The organism is Streptomyces sp. SLBN-118 (assembly GCF_006715635.1).
Classification (GTDB): Bacteria; Actinomycetota; Actinomycetes; order Streptomycetales; family Streptomycetaceae; genus Streptomyces.
Genome location: NZ_VFNP01000002.1, coordinates 2,559,893 through 2,583,166 on the forward strand (window position 1 = coordinate 2,559,893; position 23,274 = coordinate 2,583,166).

Annotated in this window: 17 protein-coding genes, 2 tRNA genes and 1 pseudogene; 5 read left to right on the forward strand and 15 right to left on the reverse strand. The window is 70.0% G+C overall.

Annotation, left to right across the window (positions count from 1 at the left end):
- Positions 1 to 10 precede the first annotated feature (10 nt).
- Positions 11 to 595, forward strand: a complete 585-nt coding sequence (locus FBY35_RS30150; RefSeq protein ID WP_142217107.1) for a two-component system response regulator — start codon at positions 11 to 13, stop codon at positions 593 to 595.
- 123 nt (positions 596 to 718) lie between these two features.
- Here the strand turns inward: FBY35_RS30150 and FBY35_RS30155 are convergent, their stop codons facing one another.
- Together FBY35_RS30155 and lepA are read right to left on the reverse strand one after the other, a co-directional pair.
- Entirely contained in the window at positions 719 to 2,608 is a 1,890-nt protein-coding gene (locus FBY35_RS30155) for a long-chain fatty acid--CoA ligase (protein ID WP_142217108.1), read from the reverse strand.
- Positions 2,609 to 3,032: 424 nt separating this feature from the next.
- Positions 3,033 to 4,898 carry a translation elongation factor 4 gene (gene lepA, locus FBY35_RS30160; RefSeq protein ID WP_142217109.1) on the reverse strand — a complete coding sequence of 622 codons (1,866 nt, stop codon included), beginning with the start codon at positions 4,896 to 4,898 and terminating at the stop codon, positions 3,033 to 3,035.
- A 210-nt stretch (positions 4,899 to 5,108) separates the two neighbouring features.
- Between lepA and rpsT the strand changes: the two genes are divergently transcribed.
- Positions 5,109 to 5,375: a 30S ribosomal protein S20 gene (rpsT, locus tag FBY35_RS30165; RefSeq protein WP_142217110.1), complete on the forward strand. Its 267-nt coding sequence runs from the start codon at positions 5,109 to 5,111 to the stop codon at positions 5,373 to 5,375.
- Between the two features lie 332 nt (positions 5,376 to 5,707).
- Here the strand turns inward: rpsT and holA are convergent, their stop codons facing one another.
- The 8 genes and pseudogenes from holA to leuS form a co-directional block, all read right to left on the reverse strand.
- Positions 5,708 to 6,694, reverse strand: coding sequence for a DNA polymerase III subunit delta (gene holA, locus FBY35_RS30170; protein WP_142217111.1), 987 nt, complete (start codon positions 6,692 to 6,694; stop codon positions 5,708 to 5,710).
- A 68-nt stretch (positions 6,695 to 6,762) separates the two neighbouring features.
- Positions 6,763 to 7,008 (reverse strand): hypothetical protein, encoded by a 246-nt coding sequence (locus FBY35_RS36685; protein WP_142217112.1) that lies wholly within the window; start codon positions 7,006 to 7,008, stop codon positions 6,763 to 6,765.
- An 11-nt stretch (positions 7,009 to 7,019) separates the two neighbouring features.
- Positions 7,020 to 7,832 (reverse strand): arylamine N-acetyltransferase, encoded by an 813-nt coding sequence (locus FBY35_RS37545; protein WP_313904728.1) that lies wholly within the window; start codon positions 7,830 to 7,832, stop codon positions 7,020 to 7,022.
- A 30-nt stretch (positions 7,833 to 7,862) separates the two neighbouring features.
- Positions 7,863 to 10,445 (reverse strand): annotated as a pseudogene (locus FBY35_RS30180) (ComEC/Rec2 family competence protein); the annotation flags it as partial.
- On the reverse strand, positions 10,442 to 11,521 hold the full coding sequence (locus FBY35_RS30185; protein ID WP_142217114.1) for a ComEA family DNA-binding protein: 1,080 nt from the start codon (positions 11,519 to 11,521) through the stop codon (positions 10,442 to 10,444). The gene FBY35_RS30185 and the pseudogene FBY35_RS30180, both read right to left, overlap by 4 nt.
- A 110-nt stretch (positions 11,522 to 11,631) precedes the next feature.
- Positions 11,632 to 12,477, reverse strand: coding sequence for a DegV family protein (locus FBY35_RS30190; protein WP_142218244.1), 846 nt, complete (start codon positions 12,475 to 12,477; stop codon positions 11,632 to 11,634).
- A 77-nt stretch (positions 12,478 to 12,554) separates the two neighbouring features.
- Positions 12,555 to 13,256: a hypothetical protein gene (locus FBY35_RS30195; RefSeq protein WP_142217115.1), complete on the reverse strand. Its 702-nt coding sequence runs from the start codon at positions 13,254 to 13,256 to the stop codon at positions 12,555 to 12,557.
- A 120-nt stretch (positions 13,257 to 13,376) separates the two neighbouring features.
- Entirely contained in the window at positions 13,377 to 16,232 is a 2,856-nt protein-coding gene (leuS, locus tag FBY35_RS30200) for a leucine--tRNA ligase (protein WP_142217116.1), read from the reverse strand.
- Positions 16,233 to 16,819: 587 nt separating this feature from the next.
- On the opposite strand from leuS, the gene FBY35_RS30205 reads away from it, so the two are divergent.
- Positions 16,820 to 18,235 (forward strand): hypothetical protein, encoded by a 1,416-nt coding sequence (locus FBY35_RS30205; RefSeq protein WP_142217117.1) that lies wholly within the window; start codon positions 16,820 to 16,822, stop codon positions 18,233 to 18,235.
- A 2-nt stretch (positions 18,236 to 18,237) separates the two neighbouring features.
- Complete coding sequence (locus FBY35_RS30210) at positions 18,238 to 19,833, forward strand: NADH-quinone oxidoreductase subunit NuoF family protein (protein ID WP_142217118.1); 1,596 nt, start codon at positions 18,238 to 18,240, stop codon at positions 19,831 to 19,833.
- Between the two features lie 83 nt (positions 19,834 to 19,916).
- Here FBY35_RS30210 and FBY35_RS30215 read toward each other — a convergent pair.
- From FBY35_RS30215 to FBY35_RS30225, 4 genes are all read right to left on the reverse strand, one after another.
- Positions 19,917 to 19,989, reverse strand: a tRNA-Ala gene (locus FBY35_RS30215).
- 139 nt (positions 19,990 to 20,128) lie between these two features.
- A complete protein-coding gene (locus tag FBY35_RS30220; protein ID WP_028797521.1) occupies positions 20,129 to 20,362 on the reverse strand; it encodes a hypothetical protein in 234 nt (77 codons plus the stop codon).
- Between the two features lie 3 nt (positions 20,363 to 20,365).
- Positions 20,366 to 20,533, reverse strand: a complete 168-nt coding sequence (locus FBY35_RS36525; protein WP_186357103.1) for a hypothetical protein — start codon at positions 20,531 to 20,533, stop codon at positions 20,366 to 20,368.
- Between the two features lie 70 nt (positions 20,534 to 20,603).
- Entirely contained in the window at positions 20,604 to 22,040 is a 1,437-nt protein-coding gene (locus FBY35_RS30225) for an MFS transporter (protein ID WP_142217119.1), read from the reverse strand.
- A gap of 94 nt (positions 22,041 to 22,134) precedes the next feature.
- Here FBY35_RS30225 and FBY35_RS30230 point away from each other — a divergent pair, with 94 nt between their 5' ends.
- Positions 22,135 to 23,016, forward strand: coding sequence for a helix-turn-helix transcriptional regulator (locus tag FBY35_RS30230; RefSeq protein WP_142217120.1), 882 nt, complete (start codon positions 22,135 to 22,137; stop codon positions 23,014 to 23,016).
- 80 nt (positions 23,017 to 23,096) lie between these two features.
- Here FBY35_RS30230 and FBY35_RS30235 read toward each other — a convergent pair.
- A tRNA-Ala gene (locus tag FBY35_RS30235) sits at positions 23,097 to 23,169 on the reverse strand.
- Positions 23,170 to 23,274 lie beyond the last annotated feature (105 nt).

Genomic DNA, 23,274 nt, shown 5'->3' on the forward strand with positions numbered 1-23,274 from the left:
GGCAGACACGATGAGCACAGCCGCGACCACGGCCGACCGGGCGAGCATCCTCCTGGTGGACGACATGGAGGACAATCTCGTCGCCTTGGAAGCAGTACTGGGGTCCCTCAACGAACCGCTGGTCCGCGCGCGTTCGGGGGAGGAAGCGATGAAGGCACTGCTGCGGCAGAAGTTCGCGGTGGTCCTTCTGGATGTCAGGATGCCGGGCATGGACGGCTTCGAGACCGCGTCCAACATCAAGCGCCTCGACCAGACGAAGGACGTCCCGATCATCTTCCTGACCGGGACTGAGGCGGACAGCGGTTATGCGTTCAGGGGGTACGCGACGGGGGCGGCGGACTTCCTGACCAAGCCCTTCGACCCGTGGGTGCTGCGGGCGAAGGTGAACGTGTTCCTCGATCTGCACCGCAAGAACCGCCAGTTGGAGCGGCTGCTGGCCCGCGAGCAGGAACAGCTGGGCGAGATCGAGGAGCGGCTGACCACGATAGAGACGGAACTGGGCCGCAGCGGCCCGGTGGACGTGACGGAGCTGCGGACTCAGCTGACGCGCATGGAGGAACTCCTGACGGACCTGCGGCGCGGGCGGGGCGTGTAGCCGGAGGCCTGTAGCGGGGCGTGGCCGAACGGGAGGCCCGAAAGGGAAGAGCCCGGGCGGAAGCCCGGACCGGAGGCCCGCGTGGAAGGGCCCGGGCGGAAGGCCCGGGCCACCCTCGCGCCACTACGCCTCGCGCGACCCCGCGTACATGTCCTCGATCAGGTCCTTGTACTCCCGCTCGACAACCGGCCTCTTCAGCTTCAGGCTCGGCGTCAGCTCCCCGTGCTCAATGTCGAGATCCCTCGGCAGCAGCCGGAACTTCTTGATCGTCTGCCAGCGCTGCAGTCCCTCGTTGAGCCGCTTCACATAGCCCTCGATGAGCTGCTCGGCCTCCTTCGTCGCCACGACCTCCGCGTACGACTTGCCGTCGAGGCCGTTCTCCTTGGCCCAGCCGAGAATCGTGGGCTCGTCGAGCGCGATCAGGGCAGTGCAGAAGTTCCGGTCCGCGCCGTGCACCAGGATGTTGGACACGAACGGGCAGACCGCCTTGAACTGTCCCTCGACCTCTGCGGGCGCGATGTACTTGCCGCCCGACGTCTTGATCAGGTCCTTCTTGCGGTCCGTGATCCGCAGGTAGCCGTCCGCGGAGAGCTCACCGATGTCCCCGGTGTGGAACCATCCGTCGGACTCCAGGACCTCCGCCGTCTTCTCCGGCAGCCTGTGGTAGCCCTCCATGATGCCGGGACCGCGCAGCAGGATCTCGCCGTCGTCCGCGATGCGCACCTCGGTGCCGGGCAACGGCTTGCCGACGGTGCCGGTGCGGTACGCCTCGCCCGGGTTGACGAAGGACGCCGCGCTGGACTCCGTCAGGCCGTAGCCCTCCAGGATGTGGATCCCGGCGCCGGCGAAGAAGTAACCGATGTCCGGTGCGAGTGCCGCGGAGCCGGAGACCGCGGCGCGCAGCCGTCCGCCGAAGGCGTCGCGGAGCTTGGAGTACACGAGCACATCGGCGACCTTGTGCTTGACGCTCAGACCGAAGGGCACGCCGGCCGTGCCCGTGCGCCGGAAATTGTCCTGCGCGGCCTTGGCGTACTCGCGGGCTACCCCGGCAGCCCACTGGAAGATCTTGTACTTCGCACCACCGCCGGCGCGCGCCTTGGCCGCGACACCGTTGTAGACCTTCTCGAAGATGCGCGGCACAGCGGCCATGTACGTCGGCTGCACGACCGGCAGATTCTCGATGATCTTGTCGACGCGGCCGTCGACGGCGGTGACATGGCCGACCTCGATCTGCCCGGAGGTCAGCACCTTGCCGAAGACGTGCGCGAGCGGCAGCCACAGGTACTGGACATCCTCGGGGCCGATCAGGCCGGTGGCGGTCATGGCCTTGGCCATGTACGCCCAGTTGTCGTGCGGCAGCCGCACGCCCTTGGGCCGGCCAGTGGTGCCCGAGGTGTAGATGAGCGTCGCCAGTTGGTCGGGAGCGATCGCGCCGATGCGCTCCTTGACGGCATCGGGATGCTTGGCGAGGTACGCCGCGCCGCGCGCCTCCAGGTCGGCGAGCGAAAGCACCCAGCCCTCGGGGTCGCTTCCGTCCGGCTCCACGCCCGTCATGTCGAAGACGACGATGTGCGTCAGCTCCGGCAGATCGGCCCGCTTCTCGCGCGCCTTGGCGAGTTGGGACGCATTCTCGGCGATCAGCACCCGGCTGGCGGAGTCGGCGAGGATGTACGCCGACTCCTCGGCGTTCGTGGACGGATAGACGGTCGTGGTCGCGCCACCCGCGCACATCACGCCGAGGTCGGAGAGGATCCACTCGACCCGGGTGGCGGAGGCGAGCGCGACCCGCTCCTCGGGCTGTACGCCGAGATCGATCAGGCCGGCCGCGATGGAGTAGACCCGCTCGGCGGCCTGCCCCCAGCTCAGCGACTTCCAGTCGTCGGGTCCATGACCGGAGGCCGGGGCCACCGGATACCGGTAGGCCTCGGCGTCGGGCGTGGCCGCCACGCGCTCGGTGAAGAGGGTCGCCACCGAGGGCGGTCGGTTCTCGATCAGGGTTTGTGTGTCGCTCACGACGTCCTCCGGGCCTGCGGCAGCACTGCACGACTGGCTGGTTGTTTAACTGGCGAGTAACCATCGAGCCGTGATCAGAGTAGAGCGCACAAAGCCGGTGCGTAAGAGGCTGCGGGCTGCCGCTTCATAACGAACAGACGGCAGGATCACCCGTCCGAACCGATGATCGGTGTATCTCTCACGTATCGGGTGATCCGCTGCCTGACATGCGAAAAGCGCCCATCCGGACCCCCGGCGGGCGCTTTCGCTTGCCATACGGTCTGTCGGTTCTCGACGTCTCGGTCCCGAACTCCCTGGGCTACTTCGCTTGGGTTACTCCCCGGGCCGCTTCCGCAGGGAGACTCCCATGAAGGCTTCTGCCGGGCGATTCCGCAGAGCTTCCGCCTGGCTTCCGCCTGGCTTCCGCCTGGCGACTTCCGCAGGGCTACTTCTTCGCCTTGCCGCCCTCGTCGCTGGACAGCACCGCGATGAAGGCCTCCTGCGGGACCTCAACGCTGCCGACCATCTTCATCCGCTTCTTGCCTTCCTTCTGCTTCTCCAGCAGCTTCCGCTTACGGGAGATGTCACCGCCGTAGCACTTGGCGAGGACGTCCTTGCGGATGGCGCGAATCGTCTCGCGGGCGATGACGCGAGAGCCGATGGCGGCCTGGATGGGCACCTCGAAGGCCTGCCGCGGGATCAGCTCCCTGAGCTTGGCGACCAGCCGCACGCCGTACGCGTACGCCGCGTCCTTGTGCGTGATGGCGGAAAAGGCGTCGACCTTGTCGCCGTGCAGCAGGATGTCGACCTTGACCAGGCTGGAGGCCTGCTCGCCGGTGGGCTCGTAGTCGAGGGAGGCGTAACCGCGGGTCTTGGACTTCAGCTGGTCGAAGAAGTCGAAGACGATCTCGGCGAGGGGGAGGGTGTAGCGGATCTCGACCCGGTCCTCGGAGAGGTAGTCCATGCCGAGCAGCGTGCCGCGGCGGGTCTGGCAGAGCTCCATGATCGAGCCGATGAACTCGCTGGGGGCGAGGATCGTGGCCCGTACGACCGGCTCGTGCACCTCGGCGATCTTGCCCTCGGGGAATTCGCTCGGGTTGGTGACGGTGTGCTCGGCGCCGTCCTCCATGACCACGCGGTAGACAACGTTGGGGGCGGTGGCGATCAGGTCGAGCCCGAACTCGCGCTCAAGACGCTCCCGGATGACGTCCAGGTGCAGCAGCCCGAGGAAGCCTACGCGGAAACCGAACCCGAGCGCGGCGGAGGTCTCCGGCTCGTAGACGAGCGCGGCGTCGTTGAGCTGCAACTTGTCGAGGGCGTCGCGCAGCTCGGGGTAGTCCGAGCCGTCCAGCGGATACAGGCCGGAGAACACCATCGGCTTGGGATCCTTGTAGCCGCCCAGAGCCTCGGTGGCGCCCTTGTTGAGGGAGGTGATCGTGTCACCGACCTTGGACTGACGCACATCCTTCACGCCGGTGATGATGTAGCCCACCTCGCCGACGCCGATGCCGTCGGCCGGGGTCATCTCGGGGGAAGAGACACCGATCTCGAGGAGTTCGTGCGTGGCGCCGGTGGACATCATTTTGATGCGCTCGCGCTTGTTGAGCTGCCCGTCGACGACTCGTACGTACGTCACGACACCGCGGTACGAGTCGTAGACCGAGTCGAAGATCATCGCGCGGGCGGGGGCGTCGGCGACACCGACCGGGGCCGGAACGTCGCGCACCACGCGGTCCAGCAGGGCCTCCACGCCGACACCGGTCTTGGCCGAGACCTTGAGAACGTCCTCCGGCTGGCAGCCGATGAGATTGGCGAGTTCCTCGGAGAACTTCTCCGGCTGGGCGGCCGGCAAGTCGATCTTGTTGAGGACCGGAACGATCGTGAGGTCGTTCTCCATCGCCAGATAGAGATTCGCGAGGGTCTGCGCCTCGATGCCCTGCGCGGCGTCGACCAGCAGGACCGTGCCCTCGCAGGCGGCGAGGGACCGCGACACCTCGTAGGTGAAGTCGACGTGCCCGGGGGTGTCGATCATGTTCAGGATGTGGGTCCTGCTCTGATCCGGCCCCTCGGTCGGCGCCCAGGGCAGCCGGACGGCCTGGGACTTGATCGTGATGCCGCGCTCGCGCTCGATGTCCATGCGGTCGAGGTACTGAGCACGCATCTGCCGCTGCTCGACCACTCCGGTCAGCTGAAGCATCCGGTCGGCAAGGGTCGACTTGCCGTGGTCGATGTGCGCGATGATGCAGAAGTTGCGGATCAGCGCCGGGTCGGTACGGCTCGGCTCGGGCACGTTGGTAGGAGTCGCGGGCACGCAGGGTCCTGATTCTTGAGACGCGGGGCGTCTCGTCTCGGGCGATGTCGGATCGATACGTAGCTTCTATCGTCCCATGGCCGAGGGGCTGCGCCCGGTTTGGGCCGTCGGATGGACGGCTGGTAACCTGGGCAGCTGTGTCTCGTGCCCTCTCAGTGCGGGACACAACCTCAGAGATCGAAGTTTCACCGAACCTGAAAAGGCTCTTTCGTGGCGAACATCAAGTCCCAGATCAAGCGGAACAAGACGAACGAGAAGGCGCGCCTGCGCAACAAGGCCGTCAAGTCGTCGCTCAAGACCGCGATCCGCAAGGCCCGTGAGGCTGTCGCAGCGGGTGACGTCGAGAAGGCCACTGTGGCCGTCCGTGAGGCGTCGCAGAAGCTGGACAAGGCTGTCTCCAAGGGTGTCATCCACAAGAACGCCGCCGCCAACAAGAAGTCGGCGCTGGCCGCCAAGGTTGGCTCCCTGCAGGGCTGAACCTCTTGATTGTCGCCGGTAGGGACTCAGCGGGCCCTCTCTTCCGCTCCTGACCCGGCACCCTCCGCGCCGCACGCGGCCTGCGTTCGCCACGCGGGTGCGGCGCACCAAAGTCTGATCCGTGGCCCCGGTCACCGTCCTTCCCCAGGACGGGACCGGGGCTTTCGGCGTTTGGTGGGGCGGGGACGGGGGCGCGCCTGCTCGGGGTCGCCGCGAGACTGGGCCCTGCGCGGGCGCCAGGCGCAGGGGCACCGACCGCGTTCGCGCCGCGAAGCCAGTGCTCAGGTCGGGGGCCGCGTGGCACCGCGAAGCGGGGAGAGCCGCCGCAGGGCTCAGCGCCGCGACCTCGCCGCCCACGCCACCGCCACCACCGCCTTCTCCAGCGCGTACTCCGCGTCGTCCCCCCCGCCCTTGACCCCCGCGTCCGCCTCCGCCACCGCCCGCAGCGCCACCGCCACCCCGTCCGGCGTCCAGCCCCGCATCTGCTGCCGTACCCGGTCGATCTTCCACGGCGGCATGCCCAGTTCGCGCGCGAGATCCGCGGGCCGCCCGCCACGGGCCGAGGAGAGCTTGCCGATCGCCCGCACTCCCTGCGCCAGCGCGCTGGTGATCAAAACCGGCGCGACCCCCGTCGACAGCGACCAGCGCAGCGCCTCCAGCGCCTCCGCCGCCCGCCCCTCCACCGCACGGTCGGCGACCGTGAAGCTGGAGGCCTCGGCCCGGCCGGTGTAGTAGCGCCCGACGACCGCCTCGTCGATGGTCCCCTCCACGTCGGCCGTCAGCTGGGACACGGCACTGGCCAACTCCCGCAGATCGCTGCCTATCGAGTCGACCAGCGCCTGACACGCCTCGGGCGTCGCCGACCGGCCGAGCGCGCGGAATTCGGAGCGCACGAACGTGAGCCGCTCCCCGGGCTTCGTCGTCTTGGGGCAGGCGACCTCGCGCGCCCCCGCCTTACGGGCAGCGTCCAGCAGCCCCTTCCCCTTCGCCCCGCCGGGGTGCAGCAGAACGAGCGTGATCTCTTCCGCAGGCGCGTCGAGATACGCCTTGACATCCTTGATCGTGTCCGCGGACAGATCCTGCGCGTTCCGCACAATGACAACCTTGCGCTCGGCGAAGAGCGAAGGGCTTGTCAGCTCGTCAAGGGTGCCCGGCTGCAGCTGATCGGCGGTGAGGTCCCGCACGTCCGTATCGGCGTCGGCGGCCCGGGCGGCCGCCACCACCTGCTGTACGGCACGGTCGAGGAGGAGGTCCTCCTGGCCCACGGCGAGCGTCACGGGGGCGAGGGGATCGTCGGTCGAATTCTTCCTGGTGGCCATCGCGGTCCAGCATCCCACGCACCACTGACACCGCCCCCGGCCCCGCGACCACTACGCCCGCGGGGCCACTACGGCCGCTCGAGCCAGCCGTCCCACTCCCCCACGAACTCGTCCAGCTTCAGCGGGTCGAGCCGCCGCTCCGGGTCCTCGACCACCACCAGCCACTGCGCGTCCTCGGCATCGTCCTCACCGGCCAGCGCGTCCCTTACGAGCAAGGGCTCATCGGCGATGCCGAAGCGCTCCCGCAGGGCCTCGGCCGTCTCCTCCGCGGAGTCGCGGTCGGGCAGCACCAGTACATGTCTCACAGCACTCACGGGGTCATTGTTCAGGTCGCCCCTTGGGGAGCCGACGGCAGGCGGTCGAGAACCAGCCCGAAGTGCTCTCGGTAGGCCGCCAGCACCGCCGCGTCGTCGGGCAGCGGCTGCTCATGGCGCTCGCCCCGCACGGTGGTGACCAACTTGCGGCCGCTGAGCGTGATCCGCCCCTCCGGGTTGAGCCGCGAGCACACCACCGACCGCGGGAAGTGCGAGTCGGGTGAGGTGCGGTGCCACCAGGCCCCCGCCCGGAAGTCGTCCAGGACGCGCGGCCGCCGGTCCAGACGGAACTGCGGCTTCCCGTCGCGGTGGACATCGAGATCACCGCTCTCCGAAACCTCGACGATCCGGAACGTACCGGCCGGGTCCTCCTGATCACCCCGTTCGTCGAAAGCCAGCGGGTAGTGGCAGTGGTCGCCGAAGCCGACATCTGCCAGCCAGGGACCCGTCGAGTCCGCCGTCTCGACCAGCAGGGCGAGATGGTCGTACGGGATACCGAGGCGGCCGCCGTCGCCGAAGACCCGCCCCTGGAGAAGGCTGACACCGAAGCCGAGGTCGCGCAGCAACGCGGCGAAGGCACCGTTGAGTTCGTAGCAGAAGCCCCCGCGCCGGGCCTCCACGATCTTGGCAACGAGCGTCTTCTCCTCCAGCACGATGTCCTCGCCGAGGTGGATGGAGAGGTTCTCGAAGGGGACTGTCTGCAAGTGCCGCAGCTGCAGCTCGCGCAGTGCGTCGGCATCGGCGCGACGCGGGCGGCTCGCGCCAATACGGCGGAGGTAGGCATCCATGAGGAAAGTGTGGCGCGCGGGGTGTCGGCAGGCCATGTCCCGGCCCGTCCGCTGCGGCGGGTCGGGGCCTCGCGGCACCGCCCGCAGGTCCCGGCCGGCTCCCGTCACCGCGATCGCCCCGTCCGTGTCCGTTCGCAGCACCACCGCACCCCCGGCCCGCAGCGCGCCGACGGTCCGAGGAGAGGGATGGCCGTATGTGTTGTCCGCGCCCACAGAGATCAGCGCCAGCCGAGCACGTACACCGCGCAACAGACCGGGGTGCTGATGGGGTGAGCCATGGTGGGCGACCTTGAGGACATCGATGGGAGGGAGTGCCGGGAAGGCTCGTATCAGCCCCCTCTGGGCCGGTGGTTCGAGGTCACCGAGGAGCAGCAGGGTGGGGCCGTCCTCGATTCGTACCAGCAGCGTCACGCTCGCATCATTGGGGCCCTCCGGTAGATAGCCCGGCCCCGGAAGACCGAGCCCGGCCGCCCCGGACACGCGGGCGGCCGGCGGCCACAGCACCTGCCAGGCAAGCCGCCCCACTCTCCGCCGCTCCCCCGGCCCCGCACGGATCACGTGCACCCCGGCCGCGGCCGTCGTCCTCCGTACGAACACGCTCTGCTCCCAGGGCTCGTCGTATGTGGTCGTCTGGACCGCACCGACAGCTCTGCCCCGCAACACCCCTGGCAGCCCGCGGACATGATCGGCATGGAAGTGCGTCAAAAGGATCAAGGGAACCCGGGTGACGCCCAGGTCACGCAGGCAGCGGTCGGCAAGCTCCGGATCGGGCCCCGCGTCAATGACCACGGCCGAACCCTCGCCCGCCGCAAGCACGGTGGCGTCCCCCTGGCCGACATCGCACATCGCGAACGTCCACCCCGGGGGAGGCCAGCCGGACATGGCTCTGGTGAGCGGGGCCGGACGCAGCACGGCGAGCAGAAGCAGCAGCGTGCATCCTGCCGCCGACCAGGGATGCCGGGGCAGTCGGCGCGCGCCGAGCACCACCAGGCCCGTGACGACGGCCAGCAGCAGCCCGCCCATCCAGCCGTCCGGCCACGCCACCTCAGCCCCGGGCAGCGCTGCCCCGGTGCGCGCGACTGAGGCGATCCACCCCGCGGGCCACCCCGCACAGCGCGCCACCAGCTCGGCAACCGGCATCGCCACCTGTGCCGCGGCGAGAGCGGCAAACCCGAGCACCGTGGCCGGGGCGACCGCGAGTTCCGCGACCAGATTGCAGGGGATCGCCACCAGGCTGACCCTGGCCGCGAAGACCGCCACCACAGGAGCGCACACCGCCTGTGCGGCAGCCGCGGCCCCCAGCGCCTCGGCGAGCCGGGGCGACACCCCTCTGTGTTGAAGCGCCGCGCTCCAGCGGGGTCCGATGGTGAGCAGCGAGCCCGTGGCCAGAACGGAGAGCAGAAAGCCATAACTCCTCGCGAGCCATGGGTCGTACAGGACGAGCAGCAGGACGGCTGACGCCAGTGCGGGCAGCAGCGACCGGCGGCGTCCACTGCCGATGGCGAGCAGCGCGACGGTCCCGCAGGCCGCTGCCCGCAGCACGCTCGGCTCCGGGCGGCACAGGACAACGAACGCGAGCGTGAGGCCACCGCCAAGGAGCGCGGCTCCTCGCAGCGTGATGCCCAACCGGGGCGCGAGACCACGCCGTTCGGCCAGCAGGGCGGTGCCCGGCGGTCCGATCAGCAGTATGAGCACGACGGTCAGATTGCTGCCCGATACGGCGAGCAGATGCGTGAGGTCAGTCGCCTCGAAGGCATCCTGGAGGTCGGGATTGACCCGGGAGGTGTCTCCCACGACCAGCCCGGGGAGCAGAGCGCGGGCGTCCGGGTCGAGCCTGTCCGTCGCCGCGCGCAGCCCTGCCCTGAGTCCGCCGGCCGTCCGCTGAAGGGCGGTCGGCGGGCCGGTGATCCGCGGCTGACCGGCCCCGTCCGGGCGCAGGACCGCCGCGAACCGGTCGTCGGCATTCAAGGGCGGGGCGAGCCGTCCCGCCAGCTGGAGCCGGGTGGAAGGCAGGAGCCGCAGCCAGCGGGCGACGGACTCGCCCGCCTCCCCGGACGCGCCTGCCCGCACGATCAGCAGCACGGGCGTCCGGGTCGCGGTCACTGTGCCGCCCGGCCCCGTCACTCGTCTCACCTCCGCGTCCAGCACCACGGATCGTCCGGCCATCTGATCGCCGCGGACGCGGGGCCGGGTCAGCCGAGGATCGGATGTGACGGTCAACTCGGCCGTGACGTGGGCATATTGGTCCGCCCATTCCGGCAGTGGACCCCGCCGCAGATCTGCGCCGTGCAGACCGGCCGAGGCCGCACCCGCGGCACCGCACAGCAGCATGGCCGCCAGCGCGGTGGCGCTGAGCCTGGGCCGGAGCCGGCGGGCGGAGCTCGCATCCTCGCCGTCCGCCGCCGGATCCGCGCCCGCTCGGGCACGCATCGCCCGCGCCACCGCCGGAGCCAGCAACAGCCCCGCCACGAGAATGCCGACCGTCACGGCCAGCCCGGTCCACCAGCCCGGCACGCCGATGGCGAGAGCGGCGGCGGCCCAGGCAGCCAGGGCGGGGGGCACCAGCCGCAGATCCGCCGGTCCTTCCTGGCGCGGGTCGGACGCTCCAAGCCGATGGCCCGACGCGGCATGTACCTCCGGGCGCGTCATGGCCGTACGAGGGTCTGGAGGTCCGCGAACCGGCGGGCGCCGATCCCGTCGACCTCGCGGAGTTCGTCGACGGACCGGAAACCCCCGTGCTGGGCGCGGTAGTCGATGATGTGCTGGGCCAGCACGGGACCGACCCCGGGCAGGGTGTCGAGCTGCTCCACGGTCGCCGAGTTGAGGCTCACCGGCCCCGCCGCCCGAGACCCTGCCGCGCCTGCTCCGCCCGGGCCCGATCCGGTGGCGGGCAACCCCGGCGGTACGGCGACCCCCACCACCACCTGCTCTCCGTCCATGAGCACCCGAGCCCGGTTGAGCCCGGTCAGGTCCGTACCCGCTCTGACGCCACCGGCCGCCCTCAGCGCGTCTGCCACTCTGGATCCCGCCGGCAGCCGGTGGATGCCCGGCCGCCGCACCTTGCCGCTGACGTCGACGACGATCCGCCCGCCGCCCGGCCCCGTTTCGGGCGGTGGCCCCCCGCCGGGTGGTGGCGGCCCGGCGGACGGCGGGGGCTGCGGCATGGCGGCGCCGTGCTGGACGAGCTCCGGGGCGCGTACGGCCTGGGGCCGCCCCACCCAGAAGTGCTGGACCGCGAAGACCGCGGAGAGCACGAGAACAACGGCCAGAGCGGCGAGCGCCCGGGGCTCCAGCCCGCATCTGAGCTGCACCCACAGCGGCAACCGCTCCCGCAGTGCCAGCCGCATGCGCTGCCGGGCGCTCGTACCGATGTCCACATCCGCGCCGACGTCCATGTCCGCGGCTGCCACGGGCCCTTCGGCACGCGAGCGCCCGACAGCCGCGCCGAGGCCCGCGCCGGGCGGGTCGGCACGTCCCGTGACGCCGGCCGATCCGTCGAACAGGGCGTCCGCGCGGCGGCGGGCTGTGCTCGACGCGGCAGCAACTCGCCCGCCGCCCAGACGAGCGGCGCGGCGAGCAGACCGGCGATCGGTGCGGTGCACACGGCGGCCGGGGCCGCTGCCCGCGCCAGATGCGAATCCGGGGTCACGGCCGTCGCGGGCGCGGCCGTCGGACGCCGGGGCCCTGCCCGGGCCACTGCTTGCGGAACGTGTTCTCAGAGCCATGTCACAGGACGGTAGGCACATCCACACGAACCTGCTGAGCAGGCCCAAATTCCGTGGACAACCGCCCTGTTGTGGATAACTCAGTCACCCACAAGGGCGTCGGCAGCACCTCATCGAGGCGAGACAACAGCCCCCAGCAGCCCTGGTCCCGTATGCGCCCCGATCACCGCGCCCACCTCGCTCACATGCAGGTCCACAAGGCCCGGGACCCGCTCCCGCAGGCGCTCCGCCAGGGCCGCCGCCCGCTCCGGCGCGGCGAGATGGTGCACGGCGATGTCGACGCTGCTCGTGCCCGCCCGGTCGACGACGATCTCCTCCAGCCGGGCGATCGCCTTCGAGGCCGTACGCACCTTCTCCAGCAGCTCGATCCGGCCGCCGTCCAGCTGGAGCAGCGGCTTCACGGCGAGCGCCGAGCCCAGCAGTGCCTGAGCGGCCCCGATCCGGCCGCCACGGCGCAGATAGTCCAGGGTGTCGACGTAGAAGTAGGCCGACGTTCCAGCGGCGCGCTTCTCCGCGGCGGCCACCGCCTCGTCCAGCGTGCCGCCCCCCTCCACGGTCTCTGCGGCGGCGAGTGCGCAGAACCCCAGGGCCATGGCGACCATCCCGGTGTCCACCACCCGCACCGGCACCGGCGCGTCCTTGGCCGCCAGCACGGCCGAGTCGTATGTCCCGGAGATCTCACCCGACAGATGCAGCGAGACGATCCCCGTCGCCCCGGCCTCCGCTCGCACGCGGTACGCCTCGGCGAACACCTCGGGGCTCGGCCTGGACGTGGTCACCGGGCGTCGCTTCTGCAATGCGAGCGCCAGCGAGCGGGCCGAGATCTCGGTGCCCTCCTCCAGCGCCTGGTCGCCAAGTACGACGGTCAGCGGCACCGCGATGATGCCGTGGCGCTCCATCGTCGGCGGCGGCAGGTAGGCCGTTGAATCGGTGACGATCGCGACATGGCGGGACATGAGCGGGAGGTTACCCGCAGGGGCGGCCGTACGGCAGCCCGGGCCCTCGTCGTTGATCGCGTCGCTTGTCTGGTGGTTCAGTTCGAGGTCTCCGGACGGGCTGTCTTCTGCCACGGGTAGGAGGGCTGCTGCCGGGGATCGGGCGCCGTGATCGCCTGCGGCGGCTCAGCCACGGTCTGTCCCGGCCCGGCCCCGGCCTCCGGCCACGAAGCCGCCGCAGCCTCCGGCCCCGCCGCCTCCGACCAGTGCCGCAGCGCTCCCGCCTCCACATCGATCTGTGTGCTCAGCGCGTCCAGATCGTCGTCGGCGAACTTCCGTGCCCGGTCCCGCGCCGCCCACCGCAGCGACTCGGCCGAGCGCGTGATCCGCTCCGTACGTTCGCGCAGCCCGGGCAGCAGCGACGCCACCGTCGCACGGTCCGGCTCTCGCTCCAGTCGCTTCAGCTCGTCGTCGAGCTCATGTCCGTGGGCACTCAGCCGCTGGAACAGGCTCATCGACTCGGACAGCGAGGCGTCCTCGGCCACCCCGGCGTGCAGCGCGTCCTGCGTCGCCCTCATCGACGTACGCAGTGAAAGCCGCAGCTGTGCCAGCTCGCCGACGACCCCGCCCTGGCCGTAGCTCTTCGCGCGCAGCGTCGTCTCCTCGACGGTGCGGCGCGCCTGCGTGACGGTGCGCTCCACGCCTCGCTTGGCCGCGCCGATGGCCTTCACGCTGACATACACCCCCAACGTCACCAAGGCGACGAAAAGCAGCGCCAATATCAGAATCGCGGCTTCCATGAGCGCCCCTCCGGCATCGGCTGTTGTCCCTCCACGGTAAACGGAACGGGCAGGCCGCGGGTTCCACCGGAACCCCCAACCTGCCCGTAGGGGAAACCCCTGCCGTAAACCGGCCCTGCGCTACGCGGGGACGATGTTGACCAGCTTCGGCGCCCGCACGATCACCTTGCGGATCTCCGCGCCGCCCAGCGCCGCGACGACCGCCGCATCACCCAGCGCCAGCGACTCCAGTTCCGCGTCCGAAACCGACGGGGAGACCTCCAGCCGCGCCCTGACCTTGCCCTTGATCTGCACCACGCAGGTCACGGACTCGTCCACGACATAGGCCGGGTCGGCGACCGGGAAGTCCTGGTGCACGACCGAGTCGCCGTGGCCCAGCCGGTGCCACAGCTCCTCGGCGATGTGCGGGGCCAGCGGAGCGATCAGCAGCACCAGCCGCTCCGCCACGCTGCGCGACAGCGGGCCGCCCACCTTGGTCAGGTGGTTGTTCAGCTCGGTGATCTTGGCGATGGCGGTGTTGAAGCGCAGCGCGGCCAGGTCCTGTCCGGCGCCGTCGATCGCCTTGTGGAGCGCGCGCAGGGTCGGCTCGTCGGCCTCGGTGTCGACGACCGTGATCTCACCGGTCGCCTCGTCGACGATGTTGCGCCACAGCCGCTGCAGCAGCCGGTACTGACCGACAACGGCCCGGGTGTCCCACGGCCGCGAGACATCCAGGGGACCCATCGCCATCTCGTACAGACGCAGCGTGTCCGCGCCGTACTCGGCGCAGATCTCGTCCGGAGTGACTGCGTTCTTCAGGGACTTGCCCATCTTGCCCAGCTCGCGCTTGACGGGCTCGCCATGGAAGAAGAACTGCCCGTCCCGCTCCTCGACCTCGGCAGCCGTCACCGGGAAGCCGCGGCTGTCCCGGAAGACGTACGCCTGGATCATGCCCTGGTTGTACAGCTTGTGGAACGGCTCGACCGAGGAGACGTGCCCCAGGTCGAACAGCACCTTCGACCAGAACCGGGCGTACAGCAGGTGCAGTACGGCGTGCTCGGCGCCGCCCACGTACAGGTCGACGCCGCCGTGCGGCAGGCCCTCGCGCGGCCCCATCCAGTACTGCTCGATCTCGGGGTCGACCGGCTTGTGGCTGTTGTGCGGGTCCAGGTAGCGCAGCTCGTACCAGCAGGAACCGGCCCAGTTGGGCATGGTGTTGGTCTCGCGGCGGTAGCGCCTGACGCCGTCGCCCAGGTCCAGCTCGACGTCGACCCAGTCCTCGTTGCGCGACAGGGGAGTCTCGGGCTGGGTGTCGGCGTCGTCCGGGTCGAACGTACGAGGCGAGTAGTCGTCGACCTCGGGCAGTTCCAGCGGCAGCATCGATTCGGGCAGAGCGTGCGCGACGCCGTCCTCGTCGTACACGATCGGGAAGGGCTCGCCCCAGTACCGCTGCCGGCTGAACAGCCAGTCGCGCAGCCGGAAGTTGACGGTCCCCTCGCCGATGCCACGACCGGTCAGCCACTCGGTGATCTTCGCCTTGGCCTCGGCGACCGCCAGGCCGTCCAGCGAGATCTCGTCGTTGGAGGAGTTGATCGCGGGGCCCTGGCCGGTGAAGGCCTCGCCCTCCCAGCCCTCGGGGGGCTGGACGGTACGGATGATGGGCAGATCGAAGGCCTCGGCGAACTCCCAGTCGCGCTCGTCCTGACCGGGGACGGCCATGATCGCGCCCGTGCCGTAGCCCATCAGCACATAGTCGGCGACGAAGACCGGGATCTTCTCGCCGGTGACCGGGTTCAGGGCATGGGCTCCGGTGAAGACACCGGTCTTGTCCTTGTGCTCGGTCTGCCGCTCGACATCACTCTTCGTCTGGGCCTGCTTGCGGTAGGCGGCGACCGCCTCCGCGGGAGTGGCCGCGCCGCCCGTCCACTGCTTCTTGACGCCCTCGGGCCACTCGGCCGGAATGATGGAGTCGATCAGGCCGTGCTCGGGCGCCAGCACCATGTAGGTGGCGCCGAACAGCGTGTCGGGCCGGGTGGTGAAGACGGTGATCGGCGCGTCGTCGTGGCCGTCGACGGAGAAGTGGACGCGTGCGCCCTCGCTGCGGCCGATCCAGTTGCGCTGCTGCAGCTTGATCGCCTCGGGCCAGTCCAGGCCGTCCAGATCGTCCAGCAGCCGGTCGGCGTAGGCGGTGATGCGCATGTTCCACTGGCGCAGCTTCGCCTTGAAGACGGGGAAGTTGCCGCGCTCGGAACGTCCGTCGGCGGTGACTTCCTCGTTCGCCAGTACTGTGCCCAGGCCCGGGCACCAGTTGACGGGCGCGTCGGAGGCATACGCCAGCCGGTAGCCGCTCAGTACGTCGGCGCGCTCGACGGCGCTCAGTTCGCTCCACGCGCGCGTGGAGCCCGGCACGGCACGCTCACCGCTGTCGAACTGCGCGACCAGTTCGTCGATCGGACGGGCCTTCTGCGCGTCCTCGTCGTACCAGGAGTTGAAGATCTGCAAGAAGATCCACTGGGTCCACTTGTAGTACTCGGGGTCGATCGTCGCGATCGACCGGCGCTGGTCGTGGCCCAGGCCCAGCCGGCGCAGCTGCCGCTTCATGTTCTCCATGGCGGCCTCGGTGGAGACCCGCGGGTGCGTGCCGGTGGCGACCGCGTGCTGCTCGGCGGGCAGGCCGAAGGCATCGAAGCCCAGCGTGTGCAGGACGTTGTGCCCGGTCATGCGCTGGTGGCGGGCGAACACGTCGGTGGCGATGTAGCCCAGGGGGTGTCCGACGTGCAGACCGGCGCCCGAGGGGTACGGGAACATGTCCATGACGAACTTCTTGGGCCTTGCCGCCAGAACCGGGTCACCGGCCAGGTCACCGCTCGGGTTCGGCGCTTCGTACGTGCCCTCGGCTTCCCAGAAGTCCTGCCAGCGTGCCTCGATGTCGGCCGCCATGGCAGCCGTATAGCGGTGCGCTGCGGCCACCTCTGCAGCTGAATTCATCTCGCTCATGATCCTTGAAGCTCCATCGATTCGTCTCTGCCAGCGGAATCCAAAACGAAAAAGCCCCTCGCACAGGAGGGGACGCCGCGCCGATTCCGACCGGATCTTTCATCCGTCGGGACTGATCAGCGCGGCTCGCTAAGCAGAAGGCGTACGGCACGCATGGCGTCAGGGTACCGCAGCGAGCGAACCGGTCGCATGGCGCCGGTCGCGAGGGGTGACCGGACGACTCCGATACCCGACCCGGGAGATCCGGGCGGCACGAACAGCGCGTCTGCACACTTCCCCCACCGAACCCACGCGCACACCCCGCACATGACACCCACTGTTTCCCCGCCGAACCCCGGAATGATCTCGTCCGCGCTCGCGCGCCCCCGGCGCACCCCGGCCTCGAGCCCGCGCGCACATCCGATTGGCATAGGCCAATGCCAGCAATCCGCTCAAGTTACTCCGCGTATCGGGCCTATCCGGGGCAACCCCAGAGTCAGTTGACTGTGGTTCCGCTCTCTAAACGCGCAAACCTCAGACCACTTGGTATGGGTCGACCTAGCATGCGTGAACGGGACCGCATTTCCCGCACCATTCGGAGTCGCCCCATGAACCCTCATCGCAAAAGCCGTTCGTCGCCAGCGCCGGGCCCCGGGCTCAGTCGCCAGGTCCAAGGCGGCCTGACCGCTGCGGCGTTGGTACTCATACCCCTGCTCGCCGTTGGAGGGAGCGACGACTTTCGCGCCGCGCTCGACTTCACGACCGGGGTCCTGTCCCTGGTGTCCCTGACCGCCTCCGTGGCGTGGGGCCTGATCGCCACCGACCGGCTGCTGCTCTCCACGCGCCACCGCCTCCTCGCGCAGGGCATCCACCGCGGCACCGCGGTGGCCTCACTCGGCTTCCTGTTGCTGCACGCGACCGTGAAGGTGTCGCTGGGGCATGTCGAACTCATCGGCGCCCTGGTCCCGTTCGGACTCGGCGTCACCGGGACGTCCAGCCTGATCGGCTTCGGCTCGCTGGCCGGATTCCTGATGGTGATCGCCGCCACGACCGGCGCGCTGCGCAGCGCCCTCGCGGCCAACGTCAAGGTGGCGGGCCGCTGGCGGCCACTCCACATGCTGGCCTACCCGGCCTGGTGCTTCGCCCTTGTGCACGGGCTGTACACCGGCCGGCCGGCCGCGACGTGGGTGGTCACCATGTACTGCCTGACGCTCACCGCCGTCGCCGCGGCCGTCGCCGTACGGATGCTTCCGCGACCGACGAAACGGCGTCTCGCCGCCAAGATCCTTTCGATAGTCGGCTCTGCCGACGACAGGCAGGGCGCAGAGGAGAGGGCACTGCGCGATCTGAACGCCTCTCCGCTCCCCGGCGCGAGCGGAGTGACCGCACCGGCCGGACTCAACGGCATGAACGGCATTCCCTCACAGCGCCCGTACGAGGCAGAGTTCCAGCGCGAGGTCCCGCTCGACCCCTTCGGCTCACGAGCGCAGCCCCGGCGGCTCGCCGCCCCCTCGCCCCAGCTCTACGAAGCGCCTCCGCCCCCGATCGCGGAAGCGCCCGCCGAGAGGACCGCAGGTGGCGGCATGGGCCCCGGTACGGGGATCTCCGCCGCGTACCGCGCGGTGTCCCTCGCAGCCGACCAGGCGGCCCCTCTGGCCGAGCGCATCCCGATGACCGAGGAGATCCCCGTCATCACGGAGTCGGGCCCCAGGCCGGGCATGTGGCCGGCCCCCTCGCCGCCGCCTCCCGCGCAGGCCTTCGCCGAGCCGTCCGAGCCCCCCGCTCCTTCGGCTTACGAGCCCCCTCCCGTGTACGAAGCACCTACCTCCCCCTCGTACGGCACAGCCCCGTACGACACAGCCTTGTACGACACACCGTCCCCTTACGAACCCTCCGCGTACCAAGAACCCCCCTCCCCGTACCAATCCGGCACTGCCGGTGGCTACGAAGACACAGCGCCAATGCCCGGACCCCTCTTTCCGCCTCCGGCGGGAGAGCCCTGGAACGCGCCCGCAGGAGACTGACCGTGAACACCCCCCTCCCCGATGTCCCCGAGGTCCGAGTCGTCGGCCTTCCCCAGCTGACGCAGGGGTTCGACCTCGTCGAACGACTCGACCTCCCCATGCATCTCAAGGTGCACGGCCCTCTTGAACCGATGACCGGCGAGCGGCTCGCGCAGCTCGCCGAGGAGATATCCCTGCGTGGCCGCGGCGGCGCGGGCTTCCCTTTCGGGCAGAAACTCAGAGCTGTCGCGAAGTCCGCCATCCGGCGTGGGGTTCGGCCCGTGGTCGTGATCAACGGCAGTGAGGGCGAGCCCGCCTGCCGCAAGGACACGGTGCTGCTCAACCGCGCCCCCCATCTGATCCTCGACGGCGCCCTGCTGGCCGCCGAGGCGCTCGGTGCGCGCACTCTGGTCGTCGCGGTCACCCGCAACTCCACGGAGATCTCCATGCGCGCCGCGCTCGCGGAGCGCGGCCTGTCCGACCGGCGCGGACAGCAGCTGCGAGCGCGGGTGGTGCGTACCCCGGAGCGCATGGTCTCCGGCGAGGCCTCCTCCGTGATCCGTGCCGTCAACGGCGGCCCCGCGCTGCCACCGGGCCGCCGTGAGCGCGCCTCCGACACGGGCGTCGGCGGCGCGCCGACCCTGCTGTCCAACGCGGAGACGTTCGCCCAGCTCGCCATCGGCGCCCGCATCGGCTCACGCCGCTACAGCCACACCGGCCTGGACACCGAGCCGGGCACGGTCATGCTGACGATCTCCGGGGCGGTCGCACGTCCGATGGTCGTCGAGGTCCCCACGGGTGTGCCGCTGCGCTACGTGCTGCAGCTGGCGGGCGCCCCGCCGCTCCCCCAGGGCGTGCTGACGGGCGGCTACCACGGCAACTGGATCGACTCGGTCGCCGTCCATGAGTCGCTCGTCTCGAGAGAGTCCCTGGCCTCCGTGGGCGGCTCGCTGGGCGCGGGAGCGATCCTCCCGATCGGCCCCGAGACCTGCCCGCTGGGTGAGGCCCTGAGAGTGGCCAATTGGCTCGCCGCCGAGACGGCCGGCCAGTGCGGCCCCTGCAAGCTGGGCCTTCCCGCCGCGGCCGGCGGCCTGTCCGACGTCATCAACGGCGGCGGGCCGGCCGCCCTGGAGGCGCTGCGCGAGGTGACCCAGGCCGTGAAGGGCCGGGGCGCGTGCAAGCACCCCGACGGCTCGGCACGCTTCTTCGCCTCGACCCTGTCCGCCTTCACCGACGATCTCGCCGCGCATGTCCTCCACGGCGGCTGCGGACGCGAGACGACCGGCGTTCTGCCGCTCCCGCTGCCCGGCTACGAGGAGGCGGAAGAGTCGATTCCGAGCAGCGAGAAGGTCTTCATCGACTGGACGCTCTGCCAGGGCCACGGGCTGTGCGCGGACATCATTCCGGAACTGATCCGGCTGAACCCCGACGGCTACCCCTCGGTGGCCGACGCGGTCGTTCCCGTACACCTCCAGGGGCGCGCCCAGCGGGCTGTACGCCGGTGTCCCGCACTGGCGATGCGTATCGAGCAGATGCCCGCCGAGCGGGCCGCCGCGCCCTCCGGCCCGCGGGAACTGCCCGGCGGCAACCGTAAGGCCCTTGGCAGCGGCCGCGGTTGACGGACAGGGGACATGAGGAAGCGGGCCACCCGATCCGGGTGGCCCGCTTCCTTGTGTGAACTGTGTGATCTGTACTGCTTCTGTGGAGCTAAGGAGAATTGAACTCCTGACCTCCTGCATGCCATGCAGGCGCTCTACCAACTGAGCTATAGCCCCTTGAGGATGTCGCCCTGCAGGAGGGCTTCCCCCGCGGCGACGTCGACAACATTACACGGTCCCCCCGGTGCTTCACCAAATCGTTTCCGGGCCTCACGGGCACTCCGAGGGGACACCGCCGACGGCGCGAGCCGTCCTGTCACGCCGTGGCGAAGGAGTAGAACCGTTTCAGAGTGCAGTGCTCGTCGAGCAGTCGCCCGTAGATCGGCTCCCCTTCGAGTTCTCTGTACGTCTCGATGGGGTCGCCTTTTATGATCAGCGCCCGTGCACACTCCTCGCACCAGTACTGGAACTCGGGATTGATCGGGTCCATGTCCCGGACGATGGGCGTACCACTGCCGCACCAGTCGCATTTACGCCTGTGTGCACCCATCATTCAGCTCCAGCTGTGGCCGCAGGCCGTGCACACGTAGGACACTCCGCCATTGTCGCCGAGGACTTGGGCGACATGCGTCGATCCGCAGGACGGGCAGCTGAGACGAGCTCGTACTTCCGCCCCGGCAAGCAGGTCATCCTCGGCCTCCTCGCTCCCGCTGGCGGACATCGTGCTCTCCCTCCCGTTCTGGCCGGTGTCCCCTCCGGCCGTCCGATTCTGCCATGGCCACGCAAGAGGGTCAGCGGCGTTTGCGTACGAGACCGGCCACCGAACCCAAGATCGACGCCGCGGCGAGCGCGAGCGCACACACCCACAGCGCGTCAGCCGACCCCTGCGCCCCAGGTACTGTCTGCCGATTCAGGAAGAGTGTGCCGAATGCGGCGACTCCGATCAGTTGTCCCAGCTGCGCGATCGTCACGAGCAGACCACTGGCGTCCGCGGCGTCCTCCTGCCGTACGGTCGCGAGCGCGCCGGTGAGTGTGGGGCTGTAGGCGAGCGCGAGACCGGCTCCGACGCCCATGAACGCGGGGTACAGCCACAGCCCGCCGTCACCGCCGTCGCGCAGCGTAAGGCCGACCGCGAGACAGGCGACAGCGGTCAGCGCGAACCCGCCGGGGACAAGCGCCTTGTGCAGGCCCGCGTGCCAGCGCCGCCAGGTCAGCCCCACCACTCCGAAGATCACCGCGGTCGGCGCGAACATCACCCCCGCGCGCAGCGCACTGTGGCCGAGACCACCCTGGACATGCAGGGTGAGGGTGAAGAGGAAGCCCGCGTTCACCGCCATCACCAAGGTGATCCGCAACGCCGCGCGGCCCATGCCGGTGATGCGCAGCACTCGCGGGGCGATCAGCGGTGCGCCGCCACGCGCGGCCAGCCGTGACTCGTACGCGAGGAAGGCGCCGAAGAACATCACGGAGGCCCCGAGGGAGAGCCAGGACCAGGCAGGCCAGTCCTGCTCCTGCCCGAGCACCAGCGGCACCGTGAACAGCGACACGGCGCCCGCGAGGAGCACCAGACCGGGCAGGTCGAGACCGCGGGCGCGCTCGGGCTCCTCACGCCGGTCCCTGGGCAGTATCCGCGCGCCCAGGACGAGCAGTGCGAGGCCGATCGGGACGTTCACCAGGAAGACCGGCCGCCAGCTGGCGCCGAAGAGGTCGGCGCTGACCAGCACACCGCCCACGACCTGCCCGGCGGCGGCTCCGGTGGCCAGGACCGCCGAGTACGCACCGAGGGCTCGCACCCGTCCCTCGCCAGTGAAGTTCCGCTGGATCAGGCTGAGCACCTGGGGAATCATCAGGGCCGCGCCCGCTCCCTGGACCAGCCTGAAGGCGATCAACTGGCCGGTGTCCGCGGCGAGTCCGCAAGCGAGCGAGGCGGCCGTGAAGAGCAACAGCCCGCCCAAATAAGCCCGTCGGTGGCCGAGCAGATCCCCGAGCCGCGCGCCGGTGATGAGCAGGACGGCGTACGAGATGGTGTAACCGGCGATGACCAGCTGCAACCCGGCGCCGGAGGCGTCGAGTTCGGTGCGGATGGTGGGGGCCGCCACATTGACGATGAACGTGTCGAGGAGCGCCATGAACTGCGCCGCGAGCACGATCGCGAGCAGCAGGCGTGGCCGGTTGTCAGTGCCTGGGTCTTTACTGACGAGTGGAGTTTCCGCAGAGGTTGTCGTCATGGCTGCGAGCCTGACGGCATTCCAGTACGGGTAACGAGAGCCCACCGATGCTGGTACTGACAGCACCTGGCAAGGACGGGCGCGGGCCTCGACCATGGGGGATGTGACCACGATGACGGCGACGACCAGGACCGCAGGCGCGACGCACCACCGCCGCAGACCCGAGCTGGCCGCGTTCTTGCGCAGCCGCCGGGCTCGGGTGACGCCCGCCGACGCGGGCATGCCGCCCGGGCTGCGGCGGCGCACCCCTGGGCTGCGCCGCGAGGAGGTCGCCCAGCTCTCCGGCGTCGGCGTCACCTGGTACACCTGGCTGGAACAGGGCCGTCCGATCAATGCGTCCGCCCAGGTCCTGGACGCAGTGGCGCGCACGCTCCGGCTCGACCAGCCGGAGCGGGAGCATCTGTACCACCTGGCGGAGGTGCCGTACGCACCGGACAGGCAGGAGGGCGCGGAGCGCGTCGGCCCGGAGATCCAGGGCATCATCGACGCACTCGACCCGCGCCCGGCCGTGGTGTACAACGCGCGCTACGACGTCCTCGCGACCAACCCCGGCTATCGCGATCTGTTCGCCGGCCATCACACGAAGGGGTTCGAGCTGCGGAATGTGCTGTGGACGCTCTTCATCCTGCCCGAGCCGGACTGCCCGCTGGTCTTCCGGGACTCGGAGCTGCCGTTGATGGTGGCGCAGCTGCGCGGCGGGTACGGACGTCATGTGGGCGAGCCCGCCTGGGAGTCGTTCATCCACCGCCTCTTGGCCTCCAGCGACTACTTCACCGAGCTGTGGGAGAGCGGGAATGTCCTGCCGCCGGGGCCACGGGTGAAGACGTTCCGCCACACGGCCGTGGGCGAGGTGCGCATGACGTCCGTATCGCTGTCGATCAACGGAATGCCGGAGTGCCGGATCGTCGCCTACACCCCGGACGACGAGGCGAGCCGGGAGCGGATCGAGGCGCTGCGCGACCTGCGCGGCCGATGAGGACCGGATGACGACGAGCCGGACACCGACCCTGATGAAACGCGAAATCCCGCCCTCTGCTGAGGACGGGATCCGGATTGTGGAGCTAAGGAGAATTGAACTCCTGACCTCCTGCATGCCATGCAGGCGCTCTACCAACTGAGCTATAGCCCCGCGTGTTCTTCGCGCTCCGCGCTGCGAACAAGAAGAACTTTAGCCTGCGACCTGCCGGAAAGTGAAATCCGGGGTCGAGGGGCTGAACGCCGGGCCCGGAGCTGG

What these genes read in the sequence shown, in the direction of transcription:
- FBY35_RS30150 (WP_142217107.1), top strand. Translation starts at nt 11, where the DNA reads ATGAGCACAGCCGCGACCACGGCCGACCGGGCGAGCATCCTCCTGGTG.
- holA (WP_142217111.1), bottom strand. Translation starts at nt 6,694, where the DNA reads ATGGCCACCAGGAAGAATTCGACCGACGATCCCCTCGCCCCCGTGACG.
- FBY35_RS37545 (WP_313904728.1), bottom strand. Translation starts at nt 7,832, where the DNA reads ATGGCCTGCCGACACCCCGCGCGCCACACTTTCCTCATGGATGCCTAC.
- FBY35_RS30185 (WP_142217114.1), bottom strand. Translation starts at nt 11,521, where the DNA reads ATGGCTCTGAGAACACGTTCCGCAAGCAGTGGCCCGGGCAGGGCCCCG.
- FBY35_RS30190 (WP_142218244.1), bottom strand. Translation starts at nt 12,477, where the DNA reads ATGTCCCGCCATGTCGCGATCGTCACCGATTCAACGGCCTACCTGCCG.
- FBY35_RS30195 (WP_142217115.1), bottom strand. Translation starts at nt 13,256, where the DNA reads ATGGAAGCCGCGATTCTGATATTGGCGCTGCTTTTCGTCGCCTTGGTG.
- leuS (WP_142217116.1), bottom strand. Translation starts at nt 16,232, where the DNA reads ATGAGCGAGATGAATTCAGCTGCAGAGGTGGCCGCAGCGCACCGCTAT.
- FBY35_RS30205 (WP_142217117.1), top strand. Translation starts at nt 16,820, where the DNA reads ATGAACCCTCATCGCAAAAGCCGTTCGTCGCCAGCGCCGGGCCCCGGG.
- FBY35_RS30220 (WP_028797521.1), bottom strand. Translation starts at nt 20,362, where the DNA reads ATGGGTGCACACAGGCGTAAATGCGACTGGTGCGGCAGTGGTACGCCC.
- FBY35_RS36525 (WP_186357103.1), bottom strand. Translation starts at nt 20,533, where the DNA reads ATGTCCGCCAGCGGGAGCGAGGAGGCCGAGGATGACCTGCTTGCCGGG.
- FBY35_RS30225 (WP_142217119.1), bottom strand. Translation starts at nt 22,040, where the DNA reads ATGACGACAACCTCTGCGGAAACTCCACTCGTCAGTAAAGACCCAGGC.
- FBY35_RS30230 (WP_142217120.1), top strand. Translation starts at nt 22,135, where the DNA reads ATGGGGGATGTGACCACGATGACGGCGACGACCAGGACCGCAGGCGCG.